The following is a 21,175-nucleotide window of genomic DNA, read 5'->3' as shown; positions in this document are numbered from 1 at the left end:
GGTCATGTCGGGCTTTCCTACGCTCACCTCCCAGGTCTCCGCGCTGGTAGAGGGTTCGGCCAGCTCCGTTTCCCTGACCCTCGCGGCGCTCAACGCGATCAAATCCAGCCAGCCGACCCTCAACGCGTTCCGGGTGGTGTGCGCCAAGAGTGCCCTCGCCGACGCCGCCGAGGCCGACAAGCGATTAGCCAGGGGCGAGCGGCTGCCGTTACTCGGGGTCCCCATCGCCATCAAGGACGACACCGACCTGGCGGGCACCCCCACCGCATTCGGTACCGCCGGAGCCGTCGGCTCCGAATCCGAGGACGCCGAGCTGGTAAAACGGCTGCGGGCAGCGGGTGCGGTGATCGTCGGCAAGACCAACACCTGTGAGCTCGGTCAGTGGGGCTTCACCAGCGGTCCCGGCTTCGGACACACCCGCAACCCGTGGAGCCGTGGTCACACCCCCGGCGGATCGTCGGGCGGCAGCGCCGCCGCGGTGGCGGCCGGGCTCGTCGCCGGGGCGATCGGTTCGGATGGGGCCGGCAGCATCCGGATTCCGGCCGCCTGGACGCATCTGATCGGCATCAAGCCGCAGCGTGGCCGGATCTCCACCTGGCCACTGGCGGAGGCGTTCAACGGGATAACGGTGCACGGGCCCCTGGCGCGCACGGTTGCCGATGCCGCGCTGCTGTTGGACGCCGTCTCGGGGAGCGCTCCCGGGGATTTACACAAGCCACCCCTCGTCCGGGTGCTCGACGCCGTCCACGAGGATCCGGGGCAGCTTCGTATCGCCCTGTCGCTCAAGGTTCCGTTCTCGGGGTTTCCCGCACACATTCATCCGACGATCGAAGCCGCCACTCGGTATGTGGCCCATCAGCTGCGTTCCCTTGGGCACATGGTGTCGGAGGGCGATCCGGATTACGGCGTCGGGCTCGGTCTGAATTTCCTGCCGCGGGCGACCGCCGGGCTGCTGCCGTGGCGGGACCGGCTCGATGCCGGGGCGCATTGGGATCACCGCACAGTGACCAACATGCGCACGGGCCGACGCCTGGCAGGCTGGGCGCTGCGGCGGGCGCGTGCCGCGGAGCCGCGGTTACAGGCACGCGTCGGCAAGATCTTCGGCAGCTTCAACGTCGTGCTGGCACCGACGACGGCCCAACCACCCACGGGCATCTACGATTTCGACGATATCGGCAGTATCGCCACGGACCGCGGACAAATCGGTGCCTGTCCCATGACCTGGCCGTGGAATGTACTCGGGTGGCCGTCGGTCAACGTACCCGCCGGGTTCACCGAGGACGGGCTGCCGGTCGGCGTGCAGCTGATGGGCCCGGCGAACAGCGAGCCGCTGCTGATTTCCCTTGCCGCGCAGCTGGAGTCGATCAACGACTGGGCATCGGAGACCCCCGACCCCTGGTGGTGAGGACGTGCCCTTCGCCGAAACCGAGGTTGTGGCGGTTTCGTCGCGCACAAATTCACCACAACCTCGGTCTCGGTGACTAGGCCGCTCGGGATGCGGCACTCAGGGCGGCTCGAACCCGGTGGACGACCGCCAACGGTTGGTTGACGAGCTGGTCCCGACTGACGCGCACCAGCCGCCAGCCCATCGAAGCGATCGTCTCGCGCCGTTCGATATCGCGGCGATGCTGGGCAGAGTCGCCCCAGTGCTGCGCCCCGTCGAATTCGGCGGCCACCCGGTGCTCCCGCCAGCCCATGTCGAGCCGAATGATCCGCCCGTCGGGACCCCGCAGTTCGATCTGAGTTTCAGGACGCGGTAGTCCCGCACCGACAAGGCACATCCGCAGTCGTGTCTCTTGAACAGACTCAGCGCCGGGGTCTGCCAGCGACAACACATTCATCAATCGCCGAATGCCCCGCGCGCCCCGATACCGTGAGACAAGATCATTCACTTCGCTCTTCGCGCAGTCCCGAAGAAGCACGTCAACCAATTCGACTGCACGAGAGGTATACACCCGGCGGCCGATGTCGAACGCCGTCCTGGCCTGCGTCGTGACCGTAACCCCGTCGATCACCGTCGACTCGTCAGGGCACAACGTGTCCGCATGCAAGATGATCCCCTCGGGTGCACTACGCCATTCACGAATCAACTCGGCGGGCCGGTCAGCGGATATCCACGGATTACCGTGCATAGCCGCAGCCGAGATGCCACACACCACGCCGCTCCCACCCGACCACAGAAAGGCTGCTTCGGCACGCGCACGCGCGGTGAGCTCAACTCCGACGGGTAGATAGACATTGCGATAAATGCGTCGATAACCGGTTCGCAACTCGTGGCGGGTTAGCGCTCCCGACGTAATGGCCGAACTCCCCATGACCAGGTTCCCCATGTCGCGACCATGCCACGGACCTCTGACAAGTCAGCGAGACCGAGGTTGTGGTGAATTTGTGCGAGACGAAACCGCCACAACCTCGGTGTCGGCGTGGAGGGGTGAGCTAGAACCCCAGCTTGCCGAGCTGCTTGGGGTCACGCTGCCAGTTCTTGGCAACCTTGACCCGCAGATCCAGGAATACCTTGGTACCGAGCAGCTTTTCGATCTGCTTGCGCGCGTTGGTCCCGACTTCGCGCAGCCGTGATCCGCCCTTGCCGATGACGATGCCCTTTTGGCTGTCCCGCTCGACGTAGAGAATCGCGTGCACATCGATCAGCTCCGAGCCTTCGGGCCGACCCTCGCGTTCGTTCACCTCGTCGATCACCACCGCCAACGAGTGCGGCAGCTCATCACGCACACCTTCGAGCGCGGCCTCACGAATCAGCTCCGCCATGAGCACCTCTTCGGGCTCATCGGTCAGCTCACCATCGGGATAGAACGCGGGACCAGGCTGCAGCTTGGACGCCAAAACCTCTGTCAGCACCTGGACTTGGGCTCCGGAGACGGCAGACACCGGAACAATGTCCGCATCCGGACCGACGAGCTCGGACACCGCCAGCAGCTGCTCGGCCACTCGCTCCTTGCTCACCTTGTCGATCTTGGTGACGATCGCAATCAGCGTGGTGCGCGGCGCGATGAGCTTGATCTGCTCGTAGATCCACTTGTCACCCGGCCCGATGCCCTCATCGGCCGGGATGCACAGGCCAATCACGTCGACCTCGGAATATGTATCGCGCACAAGGTCGTTGAGCCGCTGCCCGAGTAGCGTGCGCGGCCGATGCAGGCCTGGAGTGTCGACGAGGACGATCTGGTAGTTCTCGCGGTGCACGATTCCGCGAATCGTGTGCCGGGTGGTCTGCGGCCGGTTCGAGGTGATGGCGACCTTCTGCCCGACCAGCGCATTGGTCAGCGTCGACTTACCGGTGTTCGGCCGCCCCACGAAACAGACGAAGCCAGAACGGAACTCCTGATCGGGTCCGCTCACAACTGCCCCGCAGGCACACCGGTGCGATCGGTTACGACGACCGTCGCCGAAGGCGACAGCTCTCGCACCGCCGCGATACCCGGATCCTCGTGCGAACCACCGACCAGCACCGCCGCCTCGATGGCCGACGCTCCACTGGCCACCGCGGCTGCCACGGCCGCCTGCAGCGCGGTCAGCGACAGTGCCGAAAGTGACACCGGTGCACCGGCATAGGTGCGACCGTCGCCATCACGCACCGCCGCTCCTGACTTCGCCTCGGCACGTCCCATCGCTCCACGGGCCAGCACGACGAGCTTGTTATCTTCGGCGTCCAATTCACTCATCTCTTTTCTCTGCTTTCTCGTCGTCTGCCACCGCCGCGCCCTCGGGGTCGGGTTGCACCAGAATCGTGCCGATGCGCACCCGGCCCCGCGTGTCCGGGCCACCCTCAGCCTGTAGCAAAAGTCCGTGCGAAGCGGCCGTGGCCCCCGGCAGCGGAACGCGTCCCAACTCCAATGCGAGTAGTCCGCCGACGGTCTCGACGTCCAGGTCCTCGTCGAATTCAATGCCGTACAGCTCACCCAGGTCCTCGATCGGCAACCTGGCAGAGACACGAAAGATCTTGTGTTTCAAGTCCTCCACCGGAGCGACCTCGTCGTGGTCGTACTCGTCGGCGATCTCCCCGACGATCTCCTCCAGCACGTCCTCGATGGTCACCAACCCGGCGATCGCCCCATACTCGTCGACGAGCAGCGCCATGTGCTTGCGGTGCTGCTGCATCTCACGCAGCAGCGCATCCAGCGGCTTGGAGTCCGGAACGAACACCGCCGGCCTCATCACCTGCGCCACGGTGACATCGCGGCCACCGTTCACCGAGTAGTAGGTCTGCTGCACAAGGTCCTTGAGAAAGACCACCCCGACGACGTCGTCGACGTTCTCCCCGACTACCGGGATGCGGGAGTGCCCGCTGCGCACCGCCAGTGAGGTGGCTTGCCCGGCCGTCTTGTCAGATTCGATCCACACCATCTCGGTGCGCGGCACCATCACCTCGCGGGCGGGCGTATCGCCCAGCTCGAACACCGACTGGATCATTCGACGTTCGTCATCGGCCACCACGCCGCGCTGCTGCGCCATGTCGACCACCTCGCGCAGCTCGATCTCGGAGGCAAACGGGCCGTTGCGGAAACCGCGCCCGGGCGTCACCGCGTTACCGAGCAGGATGAGCAGCCGCGAAATGGGGCCCAACAGCACCGAAATCACCTGCAGCGGAACGGCGGCACCCAGCGCTATCGAGTACGCATGTTGGCGTCCCAACGTGCGCGGGCCCACCCCGATCGCCACGAAGCTCGTCACCACCATGACGATCGCCGAAATCATCAGTGCGGCGCCCAGGCTCATCCGCGCCGTCAGATACCCGGCCAGGCACACCGTCGACAAGATCTCGCAGGTGGTGCGCAGCAGGACAACCAGATTCACATAGCGCGGACGGTCCCGGATCACCACCGAAAGCCTTACCGCGCCCGGCCTTTCCTCACGAACCAGCTCGTCGACACGCGCCGAGGACACGGTGTTGATGGCCGCGTCGATCGCCGCGAACGTACCGCCCAGGCCGACCAGGACGATCGCCGCCAGCAGCAGCCCTATGCCAGACATCACTCGTCGAAGTTGCGCGACTTGTCGAGCAGACGGCTATCCCGATACAGCTGGGCCTGCTGCTCGTACCAGTCCTTCAGCAGTTGATTCTGCAGCGCGAACATCTCGCGCTCTTCCTCGGGTTCGGCGTGGTCGTAGCCGAGCAGGTGCAGCACGCCGTGCACGGTCAGCAGCGCCAGCTCGTGTGCCAACGAATGCCCCGCCGCCTCAGCCTGTTCGGCCGCGAACTGCGGGCACAGCACGATGTCGCCGAGCATCGAGGGCCCGGGTTCGGGTGCGTCCGGGCGCCCACCGGGCTCCAGTTCATCCATCGGGAAGGACATCACATCAGTGGGACCGGGCAGATCCATCCACCGCATGTGCAGGTCTGCCATGGCCGCGAGATCGACAAGCATCATCGAAAGTTCCGCCGCCGGATGGACATCCATTGCCGCGATGGCGAATCGTGCGACGCTGACCAACTCGCCCTCGGCGACGTCGACACCCGACTCGTTGACGACCTCTATGCTCATCGGTGCCGGCTCCGGTTCCCCGATGCGCGCCGCTGCGCTCGGTTGTCTGTCAGATCTGAGTCCTCAAAACGTGCATAGGCGTCCACGATCTCCGCCACCAACCGGTGACGAACCACATCGGCACTGGTCAACTCCGAGAAGTGAATTCCCTCGATATTGTCAAGAATCTCGACTGCGGCACGCAGCCCGGAACGGGCGCCACCCGGCAGGTCGACCTGTGTCACGTCACCGGTGACCACAATCTTCGAGCCGAACCCCAGTCGGGTCAGGAACATCTTCATCTGTTCGGCAGTCGTGTTCTGGGCCTCGTCGAGAATGATGAACGCGTCGTTGAGTGTCCGGCCCCGCATGTACGCCAGTGGCGCAACCTCGATAACCCCGGCCGACATCAGCTTGGGGATGAGTTCGGGGTCCATCATGTCGTGCAGCGCGTCGTACAGCGGCCGCAGGTATGGGTCGATCTTCTCGCTCAGGGTGCCGGGCAGGAAGCCCAGCCGCTCCCCCGCCTCGACCGCGGGACGGGTGAGGATGATTCGGGTGACCTGCTTGCTCTGTAACGCGTTGACCGCCTTGGCCATCGCCAGATACGTCTTGCCGGTACCGGCCGGGCCGATACCGAAAACCACCGTGTTGGCGTCGATCGCGTCCACATAGCGCTTCTGGTTCAGCGTCTTCGGGCGGATGGTCTTGCCACGGCGCGACAGGATGTCCAGGCTCAGTACCTCGGCGGGCGATTCGTCGTCGTCACCGGTGAGCATGGCCCCGGTATGCCGCACCGTCGAGGGTGTCAGCTGCTGGCCCCGGCGGGCGATCACGATCAGCTCGGAGACCACACGCTCGGCCAACGCCACGTCACCGGGCTCGCCGGTGAAGGTGATGGTGTTTCCGCGAGCGTGGACATCGGCGGTCAACATGTCCTCGAGCTCGCGCAGGTTTTCATCAGCAGAACCCAGCAGGCCCATGATGAGATCGTTCGGAATCTCGACGCTGCTGCGTACTTCCGACGGCAATACCGACGGGACAGCGGCATCTTCTTCTCGGCTCGTCACGTGGTTAAGGTCGCCTGCTTTCTTGGGTTGTGAAGTTGCCTTGAGTTTACCGCTGGCAACCGTGCGCCTCCACGCGATGAGTGTCGTCGTCTCTGCACGCGAGCGCTCACCGGTGCGCCAGCGGACCGTCGGCCCATCGGTCAGTGAGCACCCCGAGGGCACCCAACGCGACCGCAGCGGCACTGGAGGTGCGCAACACCGTCGGCCCCAAACGCACCGCGACCGCACCCGCGTCCGCCAAAACCCGCAGCTCGTCGTCCGCGACACCGCCCTCGGGCCCCACAATGAGCACCACCGACGACGCCGCGGACAGCCGCTCGCCCCGGGCGCTGAGCCCGGAGTCCGCCGACTCATGCAGCACCAGCACGACGGCCCCGTCGGCCGCCCGCTGACGGACCAGCTCGGCCAGCTGCGGCGTCGAATGCAGTGTCGACACTGTCGGGACGAAGGCCCGGCGGGACTGTCGTGACGCCGCCCGTGCCACCGCCTCCCAGCGCCGCCGCCCCTTCGCCGCCTTGTCCGGGTCGTTCTGTGCGTCCCAGCGCGATACACATCGCTGCGCCTGCCACGGAACGATCTCGTCGGCGCCCGCCTCCACCGCCAGATCGACGGCAAGCTCGGCGCGATCGGATTTTGGAAGAGCCTGCACCACAGTCACTGTGGGGACTGCGGCGGCGGCGCTCCAGCGCGCCGTCACCGCGATCGACAGGCTGGTGCGGTCAACGGAGGCGACGACGCCGTCGCCGACCTCGCCCGTGCCGTCGCACACCATCACGGGCTCACCGACACGCATGCGCAGCACCCGCGTGGCGTGGTGTCCCTCGTCACCCAGCAGACTCACCTGCTCCCCGACGGCGGGAACCTGGTCAACGTAGAAGATCGTGGCAGCCGCCATCTGGATCTACCGGCCCGTGAACGCCTCGCGCAGCCGGGAGAACACCCCGCCCGACGCCGATTCCGCCCAGACCACCTCGGCGGTTTCCTTGTTCCGGGTCTTGAAGTCCTTCAGCAGCTCGCGTTCCTTGGCGTCCATCCGAGTCGGCACCACCACGTCCAAATGGGCGTGCAGGTTTCCGCGGACACCGGTGCGCAGATGCGGCATGCCCTTCCCGCGCATCGTCACCACCGAACCCGGCTGCGATCCCGGCTCGACCTTGACGACCGTCGGTCCGTCGATGATGGCGTCGACCGACACACTGGTGCCCAGCGCCGCCTCCACCATTGGGACCCGGACCGTGAAGTGCAGGTCATCCCCGTCACGAATGAACACGTCGTGTGGCTTCTCGTGCACCTCGACGTACAGGTCACCGGCCGGTCCACCACCGGGACCGACCTCACCCTGGGCCGCCAGCCGCACCCTCATGCCGTCACCGACGCCGGCCGGGATCTTGACCGTGATGTCTCGACGCGCGCGCACCCGGCCGTCGCCGCCGCACTTGTGGCAGGGATCGGTGATGACCTCTCCGGCCCCCTGACACGTCGGACAGGGGCGCGACGTCAGCACCTGGCCAAGCAGGGAGCGCTGCACGGTCTGCACCTCGCCACGGCCACCACAGGTCTCGCAGGCGCTCGGCGCCGAGTTTCCGTGGGTGCCCTTGCCGGTACACCCGTCGCACAGAATCGCGGTGTCGACGGTCACCTGCTTGCTGACGCCGGTCGCACATTCCAGCAGTTCAAGCCGCATGCGCAGCAGAGAGTCGGAACCGGGCTGCACCCGGCCGCGCGGACCACGCGAGCCGCCGGCCGATCCGCCGAAGAATGCCTCGAAGACGTCGCCCAGACCACCGAAGCCCGAACCGAAGCCACCCCCGAACCCGTTGCCACCACCGCCGTTCTCCAGCGGGTCGCCACCCAGGTCGACGATGCGCCGCTTCTCCGGATCGGTCAGCACCTCGTAGGCGATGCTGACCTCCTTGAACTGCGTCTGAGCCTGCTCATCGGGGTTGATATCGGGGTGCAGCTCGCGGGCGAGCTTGCGGTACGCCCGCTTGAGCTCGCTGTCGCTGGCACCCTTGCTGACCCCGAGGATGCCGTAATAATCACGCGCCACTGTGTTGATCTCGCTCCGTTGGTATCTGTCTAATTCACATAACTGCTAGCGCTTGGCTAGCACTTCGCCGATATACATGGCAACCGCCGCGACGTTCGCGATGGTTCCCGGGTAGTCCATCCGTGTGGGCCCCAGCACACCCATACCGCCGAATACCGCTCCGCCCGCACCATACGGGGTGGAGACGACGGAGGTGCCGATCATCTGCTCAGCAGCGGTTTCGTGGCCGATGTGCACGGTGACCCGGCCGGCCTCCTGCTGTGCGGCGAGCAAGCGCAAAACCACCACCTGCTCCTCCAGCGCCTCCAGCACGGTGCGCAGCTGACCACCGAAGTCACCGGCGTTGCGGGTCAGGTTGGCCGTGCCACCGAGCAGCAGGCGATCCTCATGATGCTCGACGAGCGTTTCCACCAGGACCGTCGCCGCACGGGTGAGTGGATAGCGCAGGTCATCGTCGGACTGTTCGGCGAGCTCGGCGACGGCCACCGAGGCCGCCGACAGCTTCTTGCCGTCCAGGGCCGCGCCCAGCAGGATGCGGAGTCTGCTCAGCTGGTCATCACTGATGACGTCGCCCAGCTCGACGATCCGCTGATCGACCCGCCCGGAGTCGGTGATGACCACCAGCAGCAGCCGGGCCGGGGTCAGCAAGACCACTTCGAGGTGGCGCACGCTGGACGAGGACAGTGTCGGATACTGCACGACGGCGACCTGACGGGTCATCTGGGCCAGCAGCCGCACGGCGCGGCGCAGCACGTCATCGAGGTCGACGCCGCCTTCCAGGAAATTCAGGATGGCCTTGCGCTCGGCACCCGAGAGCGGTTTGACGTCCTCGAGCCGGTTGACGAATTCGCGGTAGCCCTTTTCCGTCGGAATGCGTCCTGAGCTGGTGTGCGGCTGGGCGATGTAGCCCTCGGCCTCCAGTACCGCCATATCGTTGCGGACGGTGGCGCTGGAAACCCCGAGGCCGTGCCTGTCGACCAGGGCCTTGGAGCCGATCGGTTCCTTGGTGGTGACGTAATCGGCGACGATGGCACGCAGCACCTCGAAGCGCCGGTCATCGGCACTGGCCATGGTCACCTCCCTCACGCGTGATGTGCCCCCATTTTACGGGGCCACGCTGCGCCGACCCGCCACCGTGGCAGTGCACGCTAGCCTCAAGTGTTATGCAGGGATCATTACGGAGTGATTTGCAGTGATCTTTAAGGGTGTTCGCGAGGGGAAGCCGTACCCAGAGCATGGGCTATCGACGAGGGATTGGTCGCGCATCCCACCCCGGCAGATCCGTCTCGACGAACTCGTCACCACCACCACGGTGCTCGCCTTGGACCGCTTGCTGAGCGAGGACTCGACGTTCTACGGGGACCTGTTCCCGCACGCCGTGAAGTGGCAGGGCGTCACCTATCTGGAGGACGGACTGCACCGGGCCGTGCGAGCCGCGCTGCGTAATCGGGTTGTGCTGCACGCCAGGGTCTTCGATATGGATCAGCTGCGCGGTATTTAGCCGGCGTCAATCCAGGATGGCGCGGACCACACCGTCGGCCAGCAGCCGCCCCTGATCGGTGAGCACCAGCCGATCATCCACCAACCGCCCCAGCCCCCCGGCCACCACGGCGGGTACCCGGCCGCGTTCCTCAACGGTTAAGTCCGCCAAGGCGATTCCCGTATTCAGCCGCACTGCCAGCAGCACGTCCTCGGTGTGCCGTTCGGTGGGGCTGAGAATCTCGTGCCCGCCAACGGGCAGCTGCCCCTGCCCCAGCTGCTTGGCGTAGGCGTTGGGATGCTTGACGTTCCACCACCGCACGCCGTTGACGTGTCCGTGCGCGCCCGGCCCGGCACCCCACCAGTCGCCCCCGGCCCAGTAGCCAAGGTTGTGACGGCACTGCCCGCCGGGGCGCGCCCAGTTGGACACCTCGTACCAGTCCAGCCCCACCGCCGACAGCGCCGTATCCAGCAGCTGATACCGGTCGGCCAGGGCGTCCTCGTCCGGATTCGGTAGTTCGCCGCGCCGCACGCGCCGGGCCAGGGCGGTGCCCTCCTCGACGACCAGCGCGTACGCCGACACGTGGTCTACCCCGGCGTCGAGCACGGCATCGATGGATCGGCGCAGATCGTCGTCGGTCTCACCCGGGGTGCCATAGATGAGGTCCAGGTTCACGTGCTCGAGACCGGCCGCACGAGCCTCCCGCGCCGCCGCCACCGCCCGTCCGGGCGCATGCACACGATCCAGCGTGGCCAGCACATGCGGGGCCGCGGACTGCATACCCAGCGAGACCCGGGTGTACCCGGCGGCACGAATCGTCTCGAAGAACGCCGGCGAGGTGGACTCGGGGTTGGCCTCGGTCGTCACCTCGGCGCCCGGCGCCACCGTGAAGTGCGCACCGATCGCGTCGAGCACCTCCGCGAGCCCGGAACCGCCCAGCAGAGAGGGCGTCCCGCCGCCGACGAATACGGTCTCCACCGGCGGTTTCCCGTCCAGGGTCCGCGCGGCCAGCTCCAGCTCGGCGCGCAACGCCTCGAGCCAGCCCGCGGGCGAGGTGCCGTCACCGAGCTCGTCGGCGGTGTAGGTGTTGAAATCGCAGTATCCGCAGCGTGTGGCACAGAACGGAACATGTATGTAGATCCCGAACGGACGCCCCACCGCTGGCACCAGGGGCGGCAGGGTGGCGATGGTTTCGGGTCTCACCGCTCAAGTGTGTGCCAGGGTCGACGGCAGAAAAAATCTGTGCGGTCAATAGCGGGAATCCCCCAAGCCGAATGGAGGTTTTGCTCACAATGAGCGGAATTACGACCCGGTCGTACGGGGTGCCAGTTTCGCATGGCACAATTGGCCGGGTGAGCACACATCAGGTCCCCCTTGTCGCGCGGCGACACATCGACCTGAAGCGTGTCTGTAGCGCGTGTTGTCTCCCTTACTGACGTAGTCCTACCCGTCTGCCACCCAAACGGTCGTGAGGATCTGCGCCTCCGGTCAGCCCCCGGTGTGTCGCCCACGACTGTGCCTGCCTTTCTGAGGAGCACCATGACCACCAGCGAGACCCGGCCCGCTCGCCCGAAGCAACAGCGCAGCGAGGGCCAATGGGCGCTCGGCTACCACGAACCTCTCAACGCCAACGAGCAGGCGAAGAAGGACGACCACCCGCTGAACGTGCGCGAGCGCATCGAAACCATCTACGCCCACAAGGGCTTCGAGAGCATCGACAAGACCGATCTGCGTGGCCGCTTCCGTTGGTGGGGTCTGTACACCCAGCGCAAGCCTGGTTACGACGGCAGCTGGACCGGTGATGAGAACACCGACATGCTCGAAGACGAGCACTTCATGCTGCGCGTGCGTTCGGACGGCGGCGCGTTGACGGTCGGCGCCCTGCGCACCCTGGGTGATCTGTCCACCAAGTACGCGCGGGATACCGCCGATCTCTCCGACCGCGAGAATGTGCAGTATCACTGGATCCGGGTCGAGGACATGCCGGAGATCTGGCGCCGTCTGGACGAGGTCGGGCTGCACACGACGCAGGCCTGCGGCGACTGCCCCCGCGTGATCCTCGGCTCGCCGCTCGCCGGTGAGTCCCTGGACGAGGTGCTCGATCCGACACCGGCCATCGACGAGATCGTGCGCCGCTACATCGGAAAGAAGGAGTACGCCAACCTTCCCCGCAAGTTCAAGACGGCCATCTCCGGCCTGCAGGACGTGGTGCACGAGATCAACGACATCGCCTTCATCGGCGTGGTGCACCCGGAGCACGGTCCGGGTCTGGACGTGTGGGTGGGCGGCGGCCTGTCGACCAACCCGATGCTGGCACAGCGCCTCGGGGTGTGGGTGCCGCTGGACGAAGTGCCCGATGTCTGGGAAGGCGTCGTCAGTATCTTCCGCGATTACGGCTACCGCCGCCTGCGCGCCAAGGCGCGGTTGAAGTTCCTGGTCAAGGATTGGGGCGTCGAGAAGTTCCGCGAAGTCCTCGAGACCGAATATCTGAAGCGGCCACTCCTCGACGGACCGGCTCCGGTGCAGGCGCCGCGGCCCATCGACCACGTCGGCGTGCAACGACTCAAGAACGGGCTCAACGCCGTTGGCGTCTCGCCCATAGCCGGCCGGGTGTCCGGCACCATCTTGTCGGCCGTCGCCGATCTTGCCGAGAAGGCGGGCTCGGACCGTGTCCGGTTCACCCCGTATCAGAAGCTGATCATCCTCGACGTCCCCGACGAGAAACTCGGCGAGTTGACGGAGGGGCTGGATGCGCTCGGGCTGCCCTCACGTCCGTCGCACTGGCGCAAGAATCTGATGGCCTGCACCGGCATCGAGTTTTGCAAGCTGTCGTTCACCGAAACCCGCAAGCGCGCACAGGATCTGGTGCCAGAGCTGGACAAGCGGTTGGACGATCTCAACGCACAGCTCGACACTCCGGTCACCATCAACATCAACGGATGCCCCAACTCGTGTGCGCGTTCACAGGTCGCGGACATCGGCTTCAAGGGTCAGATGGTCGACGACGGCGAGGGCAACAGCGTCGAGGGCTTCCAGGTGCATCTGGGCGGAAGCCTGGGTCTGGACAGCGGATTCGGCCGCAAGCTGCGTCAGCACAAGGTGACCAGCACCGAACTCGGCGATTACATCGACCGGGTGGTGCGCAACTTCGTCAAGCAGCGCACTGACGGAGAGCGCTTCGCGCAGTGGGCCGTTCGGGCCGAGGAGGCGGATCTGCGATGAGCGTTCTGGAGGGCCAGAGGAACGCTGACCAGCTGCGTGAGTTGGCTGAGCGCGGCGCCGCCGAACTGCAGGACGCCTCTGCCGAGGAGCTGCTGCGCTGGACCGAGGAGAACTTCGGCAATGACCCCAAGGGGTACGTCGTCGCCTCCAACATGCAGGACGCGGTGCTCATAGACCTTGCCGTACAGGTGCGCCCGGGTGTTGACGTGTTGTTCCTGGACACCGGGTATCACTTCGCCGAGACGATCGGCACGCGTGATGCCGTGGAATCGGTGTACGACATCCACATCGTCAACGTGGCCCCCGAGCAGACGGTGGCCCAGCAGAACGAGTTGGTGGGCAAGGACCTGTTCGCGAGCAATCCCGGCGAATGCTGCCGGCTTCGTAAGGTTGTGCCGCTGCGCAAGTCGCTCTCCGGATACTCCGCGTGGGTGACCGGGCTGCGCCGCGTCGACGCGCCGACCCGCGCCAACGCACCGTTGATCAGCTTCGACGAGGCATTCGGGCTGGTGAAGATCAACGCGATAGCCGCATGGACCGACGAGGACATGCAGAAATACATCGACGACCACGGAACCCTGGTGAATCCGCTTGTGGACGAGGGATATCCATCGATCGGCTGCGCCCCGTGCACGGCCAAACCGGCACTCGGCGCCGACGCGCGGAGCGGACGCTGGCAGGGCATGGCCAAGACAGAATGCGGGTTGCACGCCTCATGACGACACACATTGAACCGGCAATCGGAACGGACACCGTGTTGAATCAGACCGAAACACTGACCGACCTGGAATCCGAGTCGATTCACATCATCCGCGAGGTGGCCGGCGAGTTCGAGCGCCCGGTGCTGTTGTTCTCCGGCGGCAAGGATTCGACGGTGCTCTTACACACCGCGCTCAAGGCCTTTTGGCCTGCGCCGCTTCCTTTCGCGCTGCTGCATGTCGACACCGGCCACAATCTCCCCGAGGTGCTGGCCTTCCGCGACGAGATCGTCGAACGCCACAACTTGCGCCTGGTCGTCGCGAATGTGGAGGACTACCTGGCCGATGGCCGCCTGACCGAGCGGCCCGACGGCATTCGTAACCCGTTGCAGACCATCCCGCTGCTCGAAGCCATTACCGACAACAAGTTCGACGCGGTGCTGGGTGGTGGGCGCCGCGATGAGGAGCGCTCGCGCGCCAAGGAGCGCATCTTCAGTCTGCGCAATGCGTTCGGCCAGTGGGATCCCAAGAAGCAGCGTCCCGAACTCTGGAGCCTCTACAACGGCAGGCATGCTCCGGGCGAGCACGTGCGCGTGTTCCCGATCAGCAACTGGACCGAGCTGGACGTGTGGCGTTACATCGCTCGCGAAGATGTGCAGCTGGCCAACCTCTACTACGCGCATGAGCGCGAGGTGTTCAACCGTGACGGCATGCTGCTGACGCCGGGCCCGTGGGGCGGGCCGCGCGACGGTGAAGAACTGCACACACTGTCGGTGCGGTACCGCACCGTGGGCGACGGCTCGACCACGGGCGCCGTGCTCTCGGATGCCGCCGACGTCCAGGCGGTGCTCGCCGAGGTGGCCGCATCGCGGATTACCGAGCGGGGCGCGACCCGCGGCGACGACCGAGTATCCGAGGCAGCGATGGAAGACCGCAAGCGAGAGGGCTATTTCTGATGAGGGCTTGCACGAAGAAACAAAGGCAGAGCCGATCATGAGCGATCTTCTGCGTATCGCCACCGCCGGCAGCGTCGACGACGGCAAGTCCACCCTGGTGGGCCGGCTGCTGTACGACACCAAGTCGGTGCTCATCGACCAATTCGATGCTGTGACAAAGGCTTCCGAGTCACGCGGGCTCGATGCTCCCGACCTTTCGCTGCTCGTCGACGGACTGCGCGCCGAGCGCGAGCAGGGCATCACCATTGACGTGGCGTATCGGTACTTCGCTACCCCGAAGCGTTCGTTCATCCTCGCCGACACCCCCGGGCATGTGCAGTACACCCGAAACACCGTGTCGGGGGCCTCGACGGCACAGCTGGTGATCCTTCTCGTCGACGCACGCAAGGGTGTCATCGAACAGACCCGTCGCCACGCGGCGGTGTTGGCACTGCTGGGCGTGCCACGACTGGTGTTGGCGGTCAACAAGATCGACCTGGTGGCCGATAGCGCGCGCATCTTCGAGGCGATCAGCGCCGAGTTCAACGAACTCACCACCTCGCTGGGCTGGAAGCCGGAGAGCGTGGTGGAGATCCCCGTATCGGCACTGCACGGCGACAACATCGCCACCCGCAGCGAGCGGACAGGTTTCTACAGCGGGCCAACCCTCATCGAGCATCTGGAATCGATTCCGGCACATGAGGAGTCAAGCAATGTCGGCCTGCGCTTCCCGGTCCAGTACGTGATCCGGCCCCGCACCGCCGAATACCCCGACTACCGCGGCTACGCCGGCCAGGTTGCCGCCGGTGTCGTGCGGGTGGGCGACGAGGTCGTCATCTCCCCCGCCGGACAGCGCACCACGGTGGCGGGCATCGACACCGCCGATGGGCCACTTGAGGTCGCCGAGGCGGGCCGCAGCGTGACGCTGATCCTGGCCGACGACGTCGATGCATCGCGTGGCGATCTGATCGCATCAACCGACGTGCCGGATCCGGTTTCGGAGATTGAAGGCACGGTGTGCTGGCTGGCCGACAAGCCGTTGAAGGCCGGCGCGCGCCTGCTGCTCAAGCACGGCACTCGCACTGTTCCGGCGATCGTCAGCGAACTGGTGGAGCGCTTCGACGAGCAGAACCTGTCGGCCGATCCCGCGCCGGAATCGTTGGAACTCAATGACATCGGGCAGGTTTGCGTTCGCTTGGCCGAGGCGATCAGTGTCGATGAATACGTTGACGACCGGACGGCGGGAAGCTTCCTGCTGATCGATCCCTCGAGCGGTAACACGTTGGCGGCGGGGCTGGTGGGCGACGTCTTGCGCGCCGTCGAACTGAATCGTGCGTAGTCCAACGCTTCTCGCCGTCGCACATGGGAGCCGTGACCCACGGTTCCCGGAGAACGCGCGTCGATTGGTCGCGCAGGTACGGATGCTCCGGCCGGAGTTGGACGTCCGCCTGGCGTTCCTTGAGTTGTCCGAGCCGAATCTCGTGGACGTGCTGGGTGATCTGAGTGATGATGCGGTTGCGGTTCCGCTGCTGCTGTCGGATGCCTACCACGCACAGATCGATCTGCCGACCGTGCTGTCCTCGGCGCCCTCGGGATTGCGGGTGACACAAGCCCGTGTGCTCGGTGCCGATGACCGCCTGTTGCGGCTGGCCCGGCGTCGCGTGGCCGAACTCGGCATCGACAATCCCGGCGTGATTCTCACCGCGGTCGGGTCCTCGGACTCCACGGCCAATGCCCGCACTCGGGCGCTGGCCGCGCAGTGGTCCATCTCGACGACGGTTTTCGCCACCGGAGAGTCGACCACCATTGCCGACGCGGCAGACGCGCTACGGTCTCGCGGTGCCACGAAAACCGTTGTCGCACCGTGGTTCCTGTCCCCCGGACTGCTGTTGGATCAGGTGCGCGCCGAATCCGCCCATGCGGGTATCCAGGTGGCAGCACCGTTGGGCGCGGACCGGCTGGTCGCCGAGGTAGTGGTCGAACGCTACGAAGCCGCGGTCTCAGCATCCATCCCGGTATCGCACTAGTAGACCCCCACCCGTGGGCGCCCCTTCCCGCTCAACACATTGTTACATGCGCATGTCTGCGATAGTGTTGAACGCGTGACCAGTACTGAGCACAAGACCCACGACCATCCCGACCACGTCCACGGCCCTGACTGCGGCCACGAGGCAGTTACTCACGAGGACCACGTGGACTACATCCACGACGGGCACCGCCACGCCCCACACGGCGATCACTACGACGAGCACTAGAGTCCGATAACAATATAGCCCCCGGAGAACCGGGGGCCATCTGTTTATCCACGCTGTTTCAGAACCGCCCTAGGACGCGACCTCCGCCAGGTCCCCCAGGTCGGGGACCCGCGTGACGCGCACGTACACCTGGTCGCCCTCATGCAGCCCGAGCGCCTCCGCGTCACCACGGGTGATCTGCGCAGTGAACTGCTCCCCGGTAGCGGCGCTGGTCAACTCCACCCGCACCTCGAAACCGAGGTGCACGACCCGACCCACCGTCGCCTTGGTCACCCCGGTCGTCTCGCCGGTGCCCTCTGCGGCAGCACGGGAGAGATCGGCGTTGCGCCCGACACGAATATCGTGCGGGCGCACCAGGATTCCGTTCAGCTTGGCCACCGGACCCAGGAACGACATCACGAAGCTGTTCGCCGGGCGATCGTAGAGGTCGTCCGGAGAACCCACCTGCTCGATGCGGCCCTTGTTGAGCACCGCGATCCGGTCGGCGACGTCGAGAGCCTCGGCCTGGTCGTGGGTCACCAGCACCGTGGTGACGTGTACCTCCTCGTGCAGCCGGCGCAGCCAGGCCCGCAGGTCCTCACGCACCTTGGCATCGAGCGCACCGAAGGGCTCGTCGAGCAGCAGCACTTCCGGGTCGACGGCGAGCGCCCGGGCCAGCGCCATGCGCTGACGTTGGCCGCCGGAAAGCTGGTTGGGATAGCGTGCGTGAAAACCGCTCAGCCCCACCACTTCCAGCAGATTGTCGACCTTCTCCTTGATCTCGGCCTTCGGCTTCTTACGAATCTTGAGTCCGAATCCGACGTTTTCACGCACGGTCAGGTGCTTGAAGGCGGCGTAATGCTGGAACACGAAACCGATTCCGCGCCGCTGTGGCGGAACACCCGTGACGTCACGCCCGTTGATGGTGATCGTGCCGGTATCGGGCTGGTCCAGCCCGGCGATGGCCCGCAACAACGTCGACTTACCCGAACCACTGGGGCCCAGTAGTGCGGTCAGCGAGCCGGAGGGCACCTCGAAATCAATGTTGTCCAGCGCGGCGAAGTCGCCGTAATGCTTGTTCGCGCCCCGAACGGTAATCGCGTCAGTCATTCTGTGGCTCCTTGCTATTCGCTATTGGCTTTTGCTCGCCGCGCATCGATGACCACCTGGACCACCAGGACGATCACCGCGACAGCCATGAGCAATGCTGAGATGGCGTATGCGCCGTATTCGGCACCACGCTGATGGCGATCGGACACGAGCAGGGTCAGGGTCTGCGATGCCCCGGGCAGGTTCGATGACACCATGATCACCGCGCCGTACTCACCCAGTGTGCGCGCGATGGTGAGCACGATGCCGTAGGTCAACCCCCAGCGGATGGACGGCAACGTGATACGCCAGAACGTCTGCCAGGCAGTGGCTCCCAGCGTTGCGGCAGCCTCTTCCTGCTCGGTGCCCAGTTCATGCAGCACTGGCTCGACCTCGCGGATGACGAACGGAATCGTGACGAAGATGCTGGCAAGCACGATGCCCGGGAACCCGAAGATGATCTTGAGCCCGAAATCGTTCTCGACGAACCCGAACACGCCCGCCGATCCCCACAACAGGATCAGCGCGACACCCACCACGACGGGCGAGACCGCGAACGGGAGGTCGATGATCGCCTGCAGCACGGCCTTGCCGCGGAACTTGTTCCGCGCCAGTACCAACGCCGTGGGAATGCCGAAGATGACGTTCAGCGGCACCACGATCGCCACCACCAGCAGCGATAGCTGCAAGGCCGATACCGCGGCCGGCGTGGCGATCGACTCGAAGAACGCCCCGACCCCTGGCTCGAACGTGCGCCACAGGATGAGGCCCACGGGAACGATCACCAGGATGCCGATGTACAGCAGCGCCACGTACCGCGCCACATACTTGACGAGCGGTGACGGCGTCACTGCGCCAGCTCCTCTCGCTTGGCCGCGCGCGACCCGATGGTGCGCAAGACGAACAACACGACAAACGAAATAATCAGCAGCACAATCGAGATCGCCGCAGCGCCGGTGCGATCGTCGTTCTCGATGAGCGTCCTGATCCACTGCGAAGAGACTTCCGTCTCACCGGGCACCGCACCACCGATCAGCACCACCGAACCGTATTCACCAATCGCACGCGAAAAGGCCAGACCCGCACCCGATAACAGTGACGGAAGCAGCGCGGGGAGAATCACCGCCCGGAAGATCGTCCAGTTGTCGGCTCCCAGCGAGGCTGCGGCCTCCTCGACGGACTGGTCGAGTTCCAGCAGGACAGGCTGCACGGATCGCACCACGAACGGCAGGGTGACGAACAGCAGGGCTATCCCGATACCCCAACTGGTGTGTTGGATGTGGATGCCCACCGGGCTGCCCGGGCCGTACAGCGCGAGCATCACCAGACTCGCCACAATCGTCGGCAACGCGAACGGCAGGTCGATGACGGCATCGACCAACCGCTTTCCGGGGAAGTCGTCGCGGGTCAGCACCCAGGCCACCAACAGCCCGAAGAACAGGTTGATGACGGCGACCCCGAACGAGACTCCCAGGGTCACCCGGAACGAGCTCACCGCGGCATTAGAGGTGATGGCGTTCCAAAACGCCGTCCACCCGCCACCGGCCGACTGCCAGATGATCGCGGCCAGCGGCAGCAGCACGATGATGCTGAGCCAGATCGACGCCGCACCGACCCGCAGCGAGGTGCTGCCGTACCGGCGCCTCAAGAGTCCCCCCGACTGCCCGGCACCGACCTCACGGTCGGGCCGGGCTGTCGATTTCGGCTCGGAAGCCGGTTCCGTCGACTGTTCCGTAGACGCTGTCATCCGGTGGCCTTCTTGTAGATCTTGGTGATGCTGCCGTTTTCCTTGTCGAACAACGCTGGGTCAACGGTCTTCCAGCCGCCCAGTTCGGCAATGGTCCACAGCTTCTCGGGCGTCGGGAAGTCCTTGGCGAATTCTGCCGTAACAGCCGGATCGACGGGTCGGAAACCGGCCTCGGCCCAGAGCTTCTGTGCCTCCGGGGTGTACAGGAAGTTCTTCAGGGCGTTCACCTTGTCCAGGTGCGCGCTGCCCTTGACGACCGCAACCGGGTTCTCGATCTTGAACGTCTGCGGCGGATTGACGTGCTCGACGTCCTTGCCTTGACGTTCGACATTGATCGCCTCGTTCTCGTAGCTGATCAACACGTCGCCGCTGCCCTGCAGGAACACATCAGTGGCCTCGCGTCCGGAACCGGGGCGCTGCTTGATGTGCTCGCCGACGAGCTTGCTGACGAAGTCGATACCCGCCTGGTCATCGCGGCCGCCGTTACTCTTGGCCGCGTACGGCGCCAACAGGTTCCACTTGGCCGAACCCGAGCTCAACGGGCTGGGGGTGATGACCGTGACTCCGGGCTGCAGCAGGTCATCCCAGTCCTTGATGTTCTTCGGGTTGCCCTTACGCACGACAAGCGAGACCACCGAACCGAACGGCACGCCCTTGGTGGCATCGGCATTCCAATCTTCGGAAACCTTGCCCGCCTTGACCAAACGGCTCACATCGGGCTCCACCGAGAAGTTGACGATGTCGGCCGGCTTGCCGTCGACGACGGCGCGGGACTGATCGCCGGAAGCACCATAAGAGGTAGTGACCGCGACACCCTTGCCCTCGGCGGTGTTCGCGAATGCCGGGATGATCTTCTTCCAGCCAGGCTCCGGCACGGCGTACGCAACGAGCGTCAAGGTGGTGTCGGCATCCGAATGTGACTCGCCGCCGGCGACATCACTGGATCCCCCACCGCAGGCGGCGAGAAGTGTTGCCGCCGTGGCAAGAACTCCGATGTGGCGCCACCGGCGGGCGCCGACCGTCTTCGCGATATTGATCCTGGAGTCGAGCATGCGATGCCTTTCGTGGGATGACGATTACCTGGGACGGATATCTCATGGAATCCCGTAACGACAGAAAGGTAGCGAAACAGCCAGTGGGCTTCGAACTAGCCGCTACCGACACCAAACC

General features: G+C 65.4%; 23 protein-coding genes and 1 pseudogene. 9 read left to right on the top strand and 15 right to left on the bottom strand.

The genetic code is table 11. The features are described from left to right. Positions 1–4 precede the first annotated feature (4 nt). Positions 5–1,405, top strand: a complete 1,401-nt coding sequence (locus tag DSM43276_RS07715; protein WP_078328993.1) for an amidase — start codon at positions 5–7, stop codon at positions 1,403–1,405. Between the two features lie 76 nt (positions 1,406–1,481). Here the strand turns inward: DSM43276_RS07715 and DSM43276_RS07710 are convergent, their stop codons facing one another. The 9 genes from DSM43276_RS07710 to hrcA all read right to left on the bottom strand — a co-directional run bounded on the left by DSM43276_RS07710 (position 1,482) and on the right by hrcA (position 9,671). Beyond that, the gene (locus tag DSM43276_RS07710) at positions 1,482–2,330 is read right to left on the bottom strand and encodes a DUF559 domain-containing protein (RefSeq protein ID WP_078328992.1); all 849 of its coding nucleotides are present in this window, start codon (positions 2,328–2,330) and stop codon (positions 1,482–1,484) included. Between the two features lie 106 nt (positions 2,331–2,436). Next, positions 2,437–3,357 (bottom strand): GTPase Era, encoded by a 921-nt coding sequence (era, locus tag DSM43276_RS07705; protein ID WP_078328991.1) that lies wholly within the window; start codon positions 3,355–3,357, stop codon positions 2,437–2,439. Then, positions 3,354–3,680: a cytidine deaminase gene (locus tag DSM43276_RS07700; RefSeq protein WP_078325489.1), complete on the bottom strand. Its 327-nt coding sequence runs from the start codon at positions 3,678–3,680 to the stop codon at positions 3,354–3,356. The genes era and DSM43276_RS07700 overlap by 4 nt, the downstream gene beginning before the upstream one ends. Beyond that, complete coding sequence (locus DSM43276_RS07695; RefSeq protein ID WP_078328990.1) at positions 3,673–4,989, bottom strand: hemolysin family protein; 1,317 nt, start codon at positions 4,987–4,989, stop codon at positions 3,673–3,675. Before DSM43276_RS07695 ends, DSM43276_RS07700 begins: the two co-directional genes overlap by 8 nt. Then, entirely contained in the window at positions 4,989–5,501 is a 513-nt protein-coding gene (gene ybeY, locus DSM43276_RS07690; protein WP_078291054.1) for an rRNA maturation RNase YbeY, read from the bottom strand. The genes DSM43276_RS07695 and ybeY overlap by 1 nt, the downstream gene beginning before the upstream one ends. Beyond that, positions 5,498–6,550: a PhoH family protein gene (locus DSM43276_RS07685; RefSeq protein WP_078328989.1), complete on the bottom strand. Its 1,053-nt coding sequence runs from the start codon at positions 6,548–6,550 to the stop codon at positions 5,498–5,500. Before DSM43276_RS07685 ends, ybeY begins: the two co-directional genes overlap by 4 nt. Positions 6,551–6,656: 106 nt before the next feature. After that, positions 6,657–7,445 carry a 16S rRNA (uracil(1498)-N(3))-methyltransferase gene (locus tag DSM43276_RS07680; RefSeq protein WP_078328988.1) on the bottom strand — a complete coding sequence of 263 codons (789 nt, stop codon included), beginning with the start codon at positions 7,443–7,445 and terminating at the stop codon, positions 6,657–6,659. 6 nt (positions 7,446–7,451) lie between these two features. After that, positions 7,452–8,600 carry a molecular chaperone DnaJ gene (gene dnaJ / locus DSM43276_RS07675; RefSeq protein WP_078291061.1) on the bottom strand — a complete coding sequence of 383 codons (1,149 nt, stop codon included), beginning with the start codon at positions 8,598–8,600 and terminating at the stop codon, positions 7,452–7,454. Between the two features lie 45 nt (positions 8,601–8,645). Beyond that, positions 8,646–9,671: a heat-inducible transcriptional repressor HrcA gene (hrcA, locus tag DSM43276_RS07670; RefSeq protein ID WP_078329037.1), complete on the bottom strand. Its 1,026-nt coding sequence runs from the start codon at positions 9,669–9,671 to the stop codon at positions 8,646–8,648. 121 nt (positions 9,672–9,792) lie between these two features. On the opposite strand from hrcA, the gene DSM43276_RS07665 reads away from it, so the two are divergent. Further along, a complete protein-coding gene (locus DSM43276_RS07665) occupies positions 9,793–10,101 on the top strand; it encodes a type II toxin-antitoxin system VapB family antitoxin (protein WP_078328987.1) in 309 nt (102 codons plus the stop codon). Between the two features lie 6 nt (positions 10,102–10,107). On the opposite strand, the gene hemW is transcribed toward DSM43276_RS07665, so the two are convergent. After that, positions 10,108–11,283, bottom strand: coding sequence for a radical SAM family heme chaperone HemW (hemW, locus tag DSM43276_RS07660; RefSeq protein ID WP_078328986.1), 1,176 nt, complete (start codon positions 11,281–11,283; stop codon positions 10,108–10,110). A gap of 71 nt (positions 11,284–11,354) precedes the next feature. Here hemW and DSM43276_RS24075 point away from each other — a divergent pair, with 71 nt between their 5' ends. The 7 genes from DSM43276_RS24075 to DSM43276_RS07630 all read left to right on the top strand — a co-directional run bounded on the left by DSM43276_RS24075 (position 11,355) and on the right by DSM43276_RS07630 (position 17,190). Continuing rightward, on the top strand, positions 11,355–11,516 hold the full coding sequence (locus DSM43276_RS24075) for an Ms4527A family Cys-rich leader peptide (protein ID WP_412458644.1): 162 nt from the start codon (positions 11,355–11,357) through the stop codon (positions 11,514–11,516). 103 nt (positions 11,517–11,619) lie between these two features. Then, positions 11,620–13,302 carry a nitrite/sulfite reductase gene (locus DSM43276_RS07655; protein WP_078328985.1) on the top strand — a complete coding sequence of 561 codons (1,683 nt, stop codon included), beginning with the start codon at positions 11,620–11,622 and terminating at the stop codon, positions 13,300–13,302. Next, complete coding sequence (locus DSM43276_RS07650) at positions 13,299–14,021, top strand: phosphoadenylyl-sulfate reductase (RefSeq protein ID WP_078328984.1); 723 nt, start codon at positions 13,299–13,301, stop codon at positions 14,019–14,021. Before DSM43276_RS07655 ends, DSM43276_RS07650 begins: the two co-directional genes overlap by 4 nt. Next, positions 14,018–14,956, top strand: coding sequence for a sulfate adenylyltransferase subunit CysD (gene cysD, locus DSM43276_RS07645; protein WP_078328983.1), 939 nt, complete (start codon positions 14,018–14,020; stop codon positions 14,954–14,956). Before DSM43276_RS07650 ends, cysD begins: the two co-directional genes overlap by 4 nt. A 37-nt stretch (positions 14,957–14,993) precedes the next feature. Further along, positions 14,994–16,274: a sulfate adenylyltransferase subunit 1 gene (locus DSM43276_RS07640; protein ID WP_078325482.1), complete on the top strand. Its 1,281-nt coding sequence runs from the start codon at positions 14,994–14,996 to the stop codon at positions 16,272–16,274. Continuing rightward, on the top strand, positions 16,267–16,962 hold the full coding sequence (locus tag DSM43276_RS07635; protein ID WP_078328982.1) for a sirohydrochlorin chelatase: 696 nt from the start codon (positions 16,267–16,269) through the stop codon (positions 16,960–16,962). The genes DSM43276_RS07640 and DSM43276_RS07635 overlap by 8 nt, the downstream gene beginning before the upstream one ends. A gap of 75 nt (positions 16,963–17,037) precedes the next feature. Then, positions 17,038–17,190 (top strand): zinc transporter permease, encoded by a 153-nt coding sequence (locus tag DSM43276_RS07630; RefSeq protein WP_078291081.1) that lies wholly within the window; start codon positions 17,038–17,040, stop codon positions 17,188–17,190. A 69-nt stretch (positions 17,191–17,259) separates the two neighbouring features. On the opposite strand, the gene DSM43276_RS24070 is transcribed toward DSM43276_RS07630, so the two are convergent. The 5 genes and pseudogenes from DSM43276_RS24070 to DSM43276_RS07610 form a co-directional block, all read right to left on the bottom strand. Beyond that, a complete protein-coding gene (locus DSM43276_RS24070) occupies positions 17,260–17,586 on the bottom strand; it encodes a TOBE-like domain-containing protein (protein WP_406801206.1) in 327 nt (108 codons plus the stop codon). A gap of 30 nt (positions 17,587–17,616) precedes the next feature. Next, positions 17,617–18,279, bottom strand: a pseudogene (locus DSM43276_RS07625) (sulfate/molybdate ABC transporter ATP-binding protein); the annotation flags it as partial. Positions 18,280–18,293: 14 nt separating this feature from the next. Next, positions 18,294–19,109: a sulfate ABC transporter permease subunit CysW gene (cysW, locus tag DSM43276_RS07620; RefSeq protein WP_078328981.1), complete on the bottom strand. Its 816-nt coding sequence runs from the start codon at positions 19,107–19,109 to the stop codon at positions 18,294–18,296. Then, a complete protein-coding gene (cysT, locus tag DSM43276_RS07615; RefSeq protein WP_078328980.1) occupies positions 19,106–20,005 on the bottom strand; it encodes a sulfate ABC transporter permease subunit CysT in 900 nt (299 codons plus the stop codon). Before cysT ends, cysW begins: the two co-directional genes overlap by 4 nt. Then, on the bottom strand, positions 20,002–21,057 hold the full coding sequence (locus DSM43276_RS07610; RefSeq protein WP_078328979.1) for a sulfate ABC transporter substrate-binding protein: 1,056 nt from the start codon (positions 21,055–21,057) through the stop codon (positions 20,002–20,004). The genes cysT and DSM43276_RS07610 overlap by 4 nt, the downstream gene beginning before the upstream one ends. Positions 21,058–21,175 lie beyond the last annotated feature (118 nt).

Source organism: Mycobacteroides salmoniphilum, assembly GCF_004924335.1.
Classification (GTDB): domain Bacteria; phylum Actinomycetota; class Actinomycetes; order Mycobacteriales; family Mycobacteriaceae; genus Mycobacterium; species Mycobacterium salmoniphilum.
The sequence above is the reverse complement of the archived record's forward strand: the minus strand, read 5'-3'. Positions and strand labels throughout refer to the sequence as shown.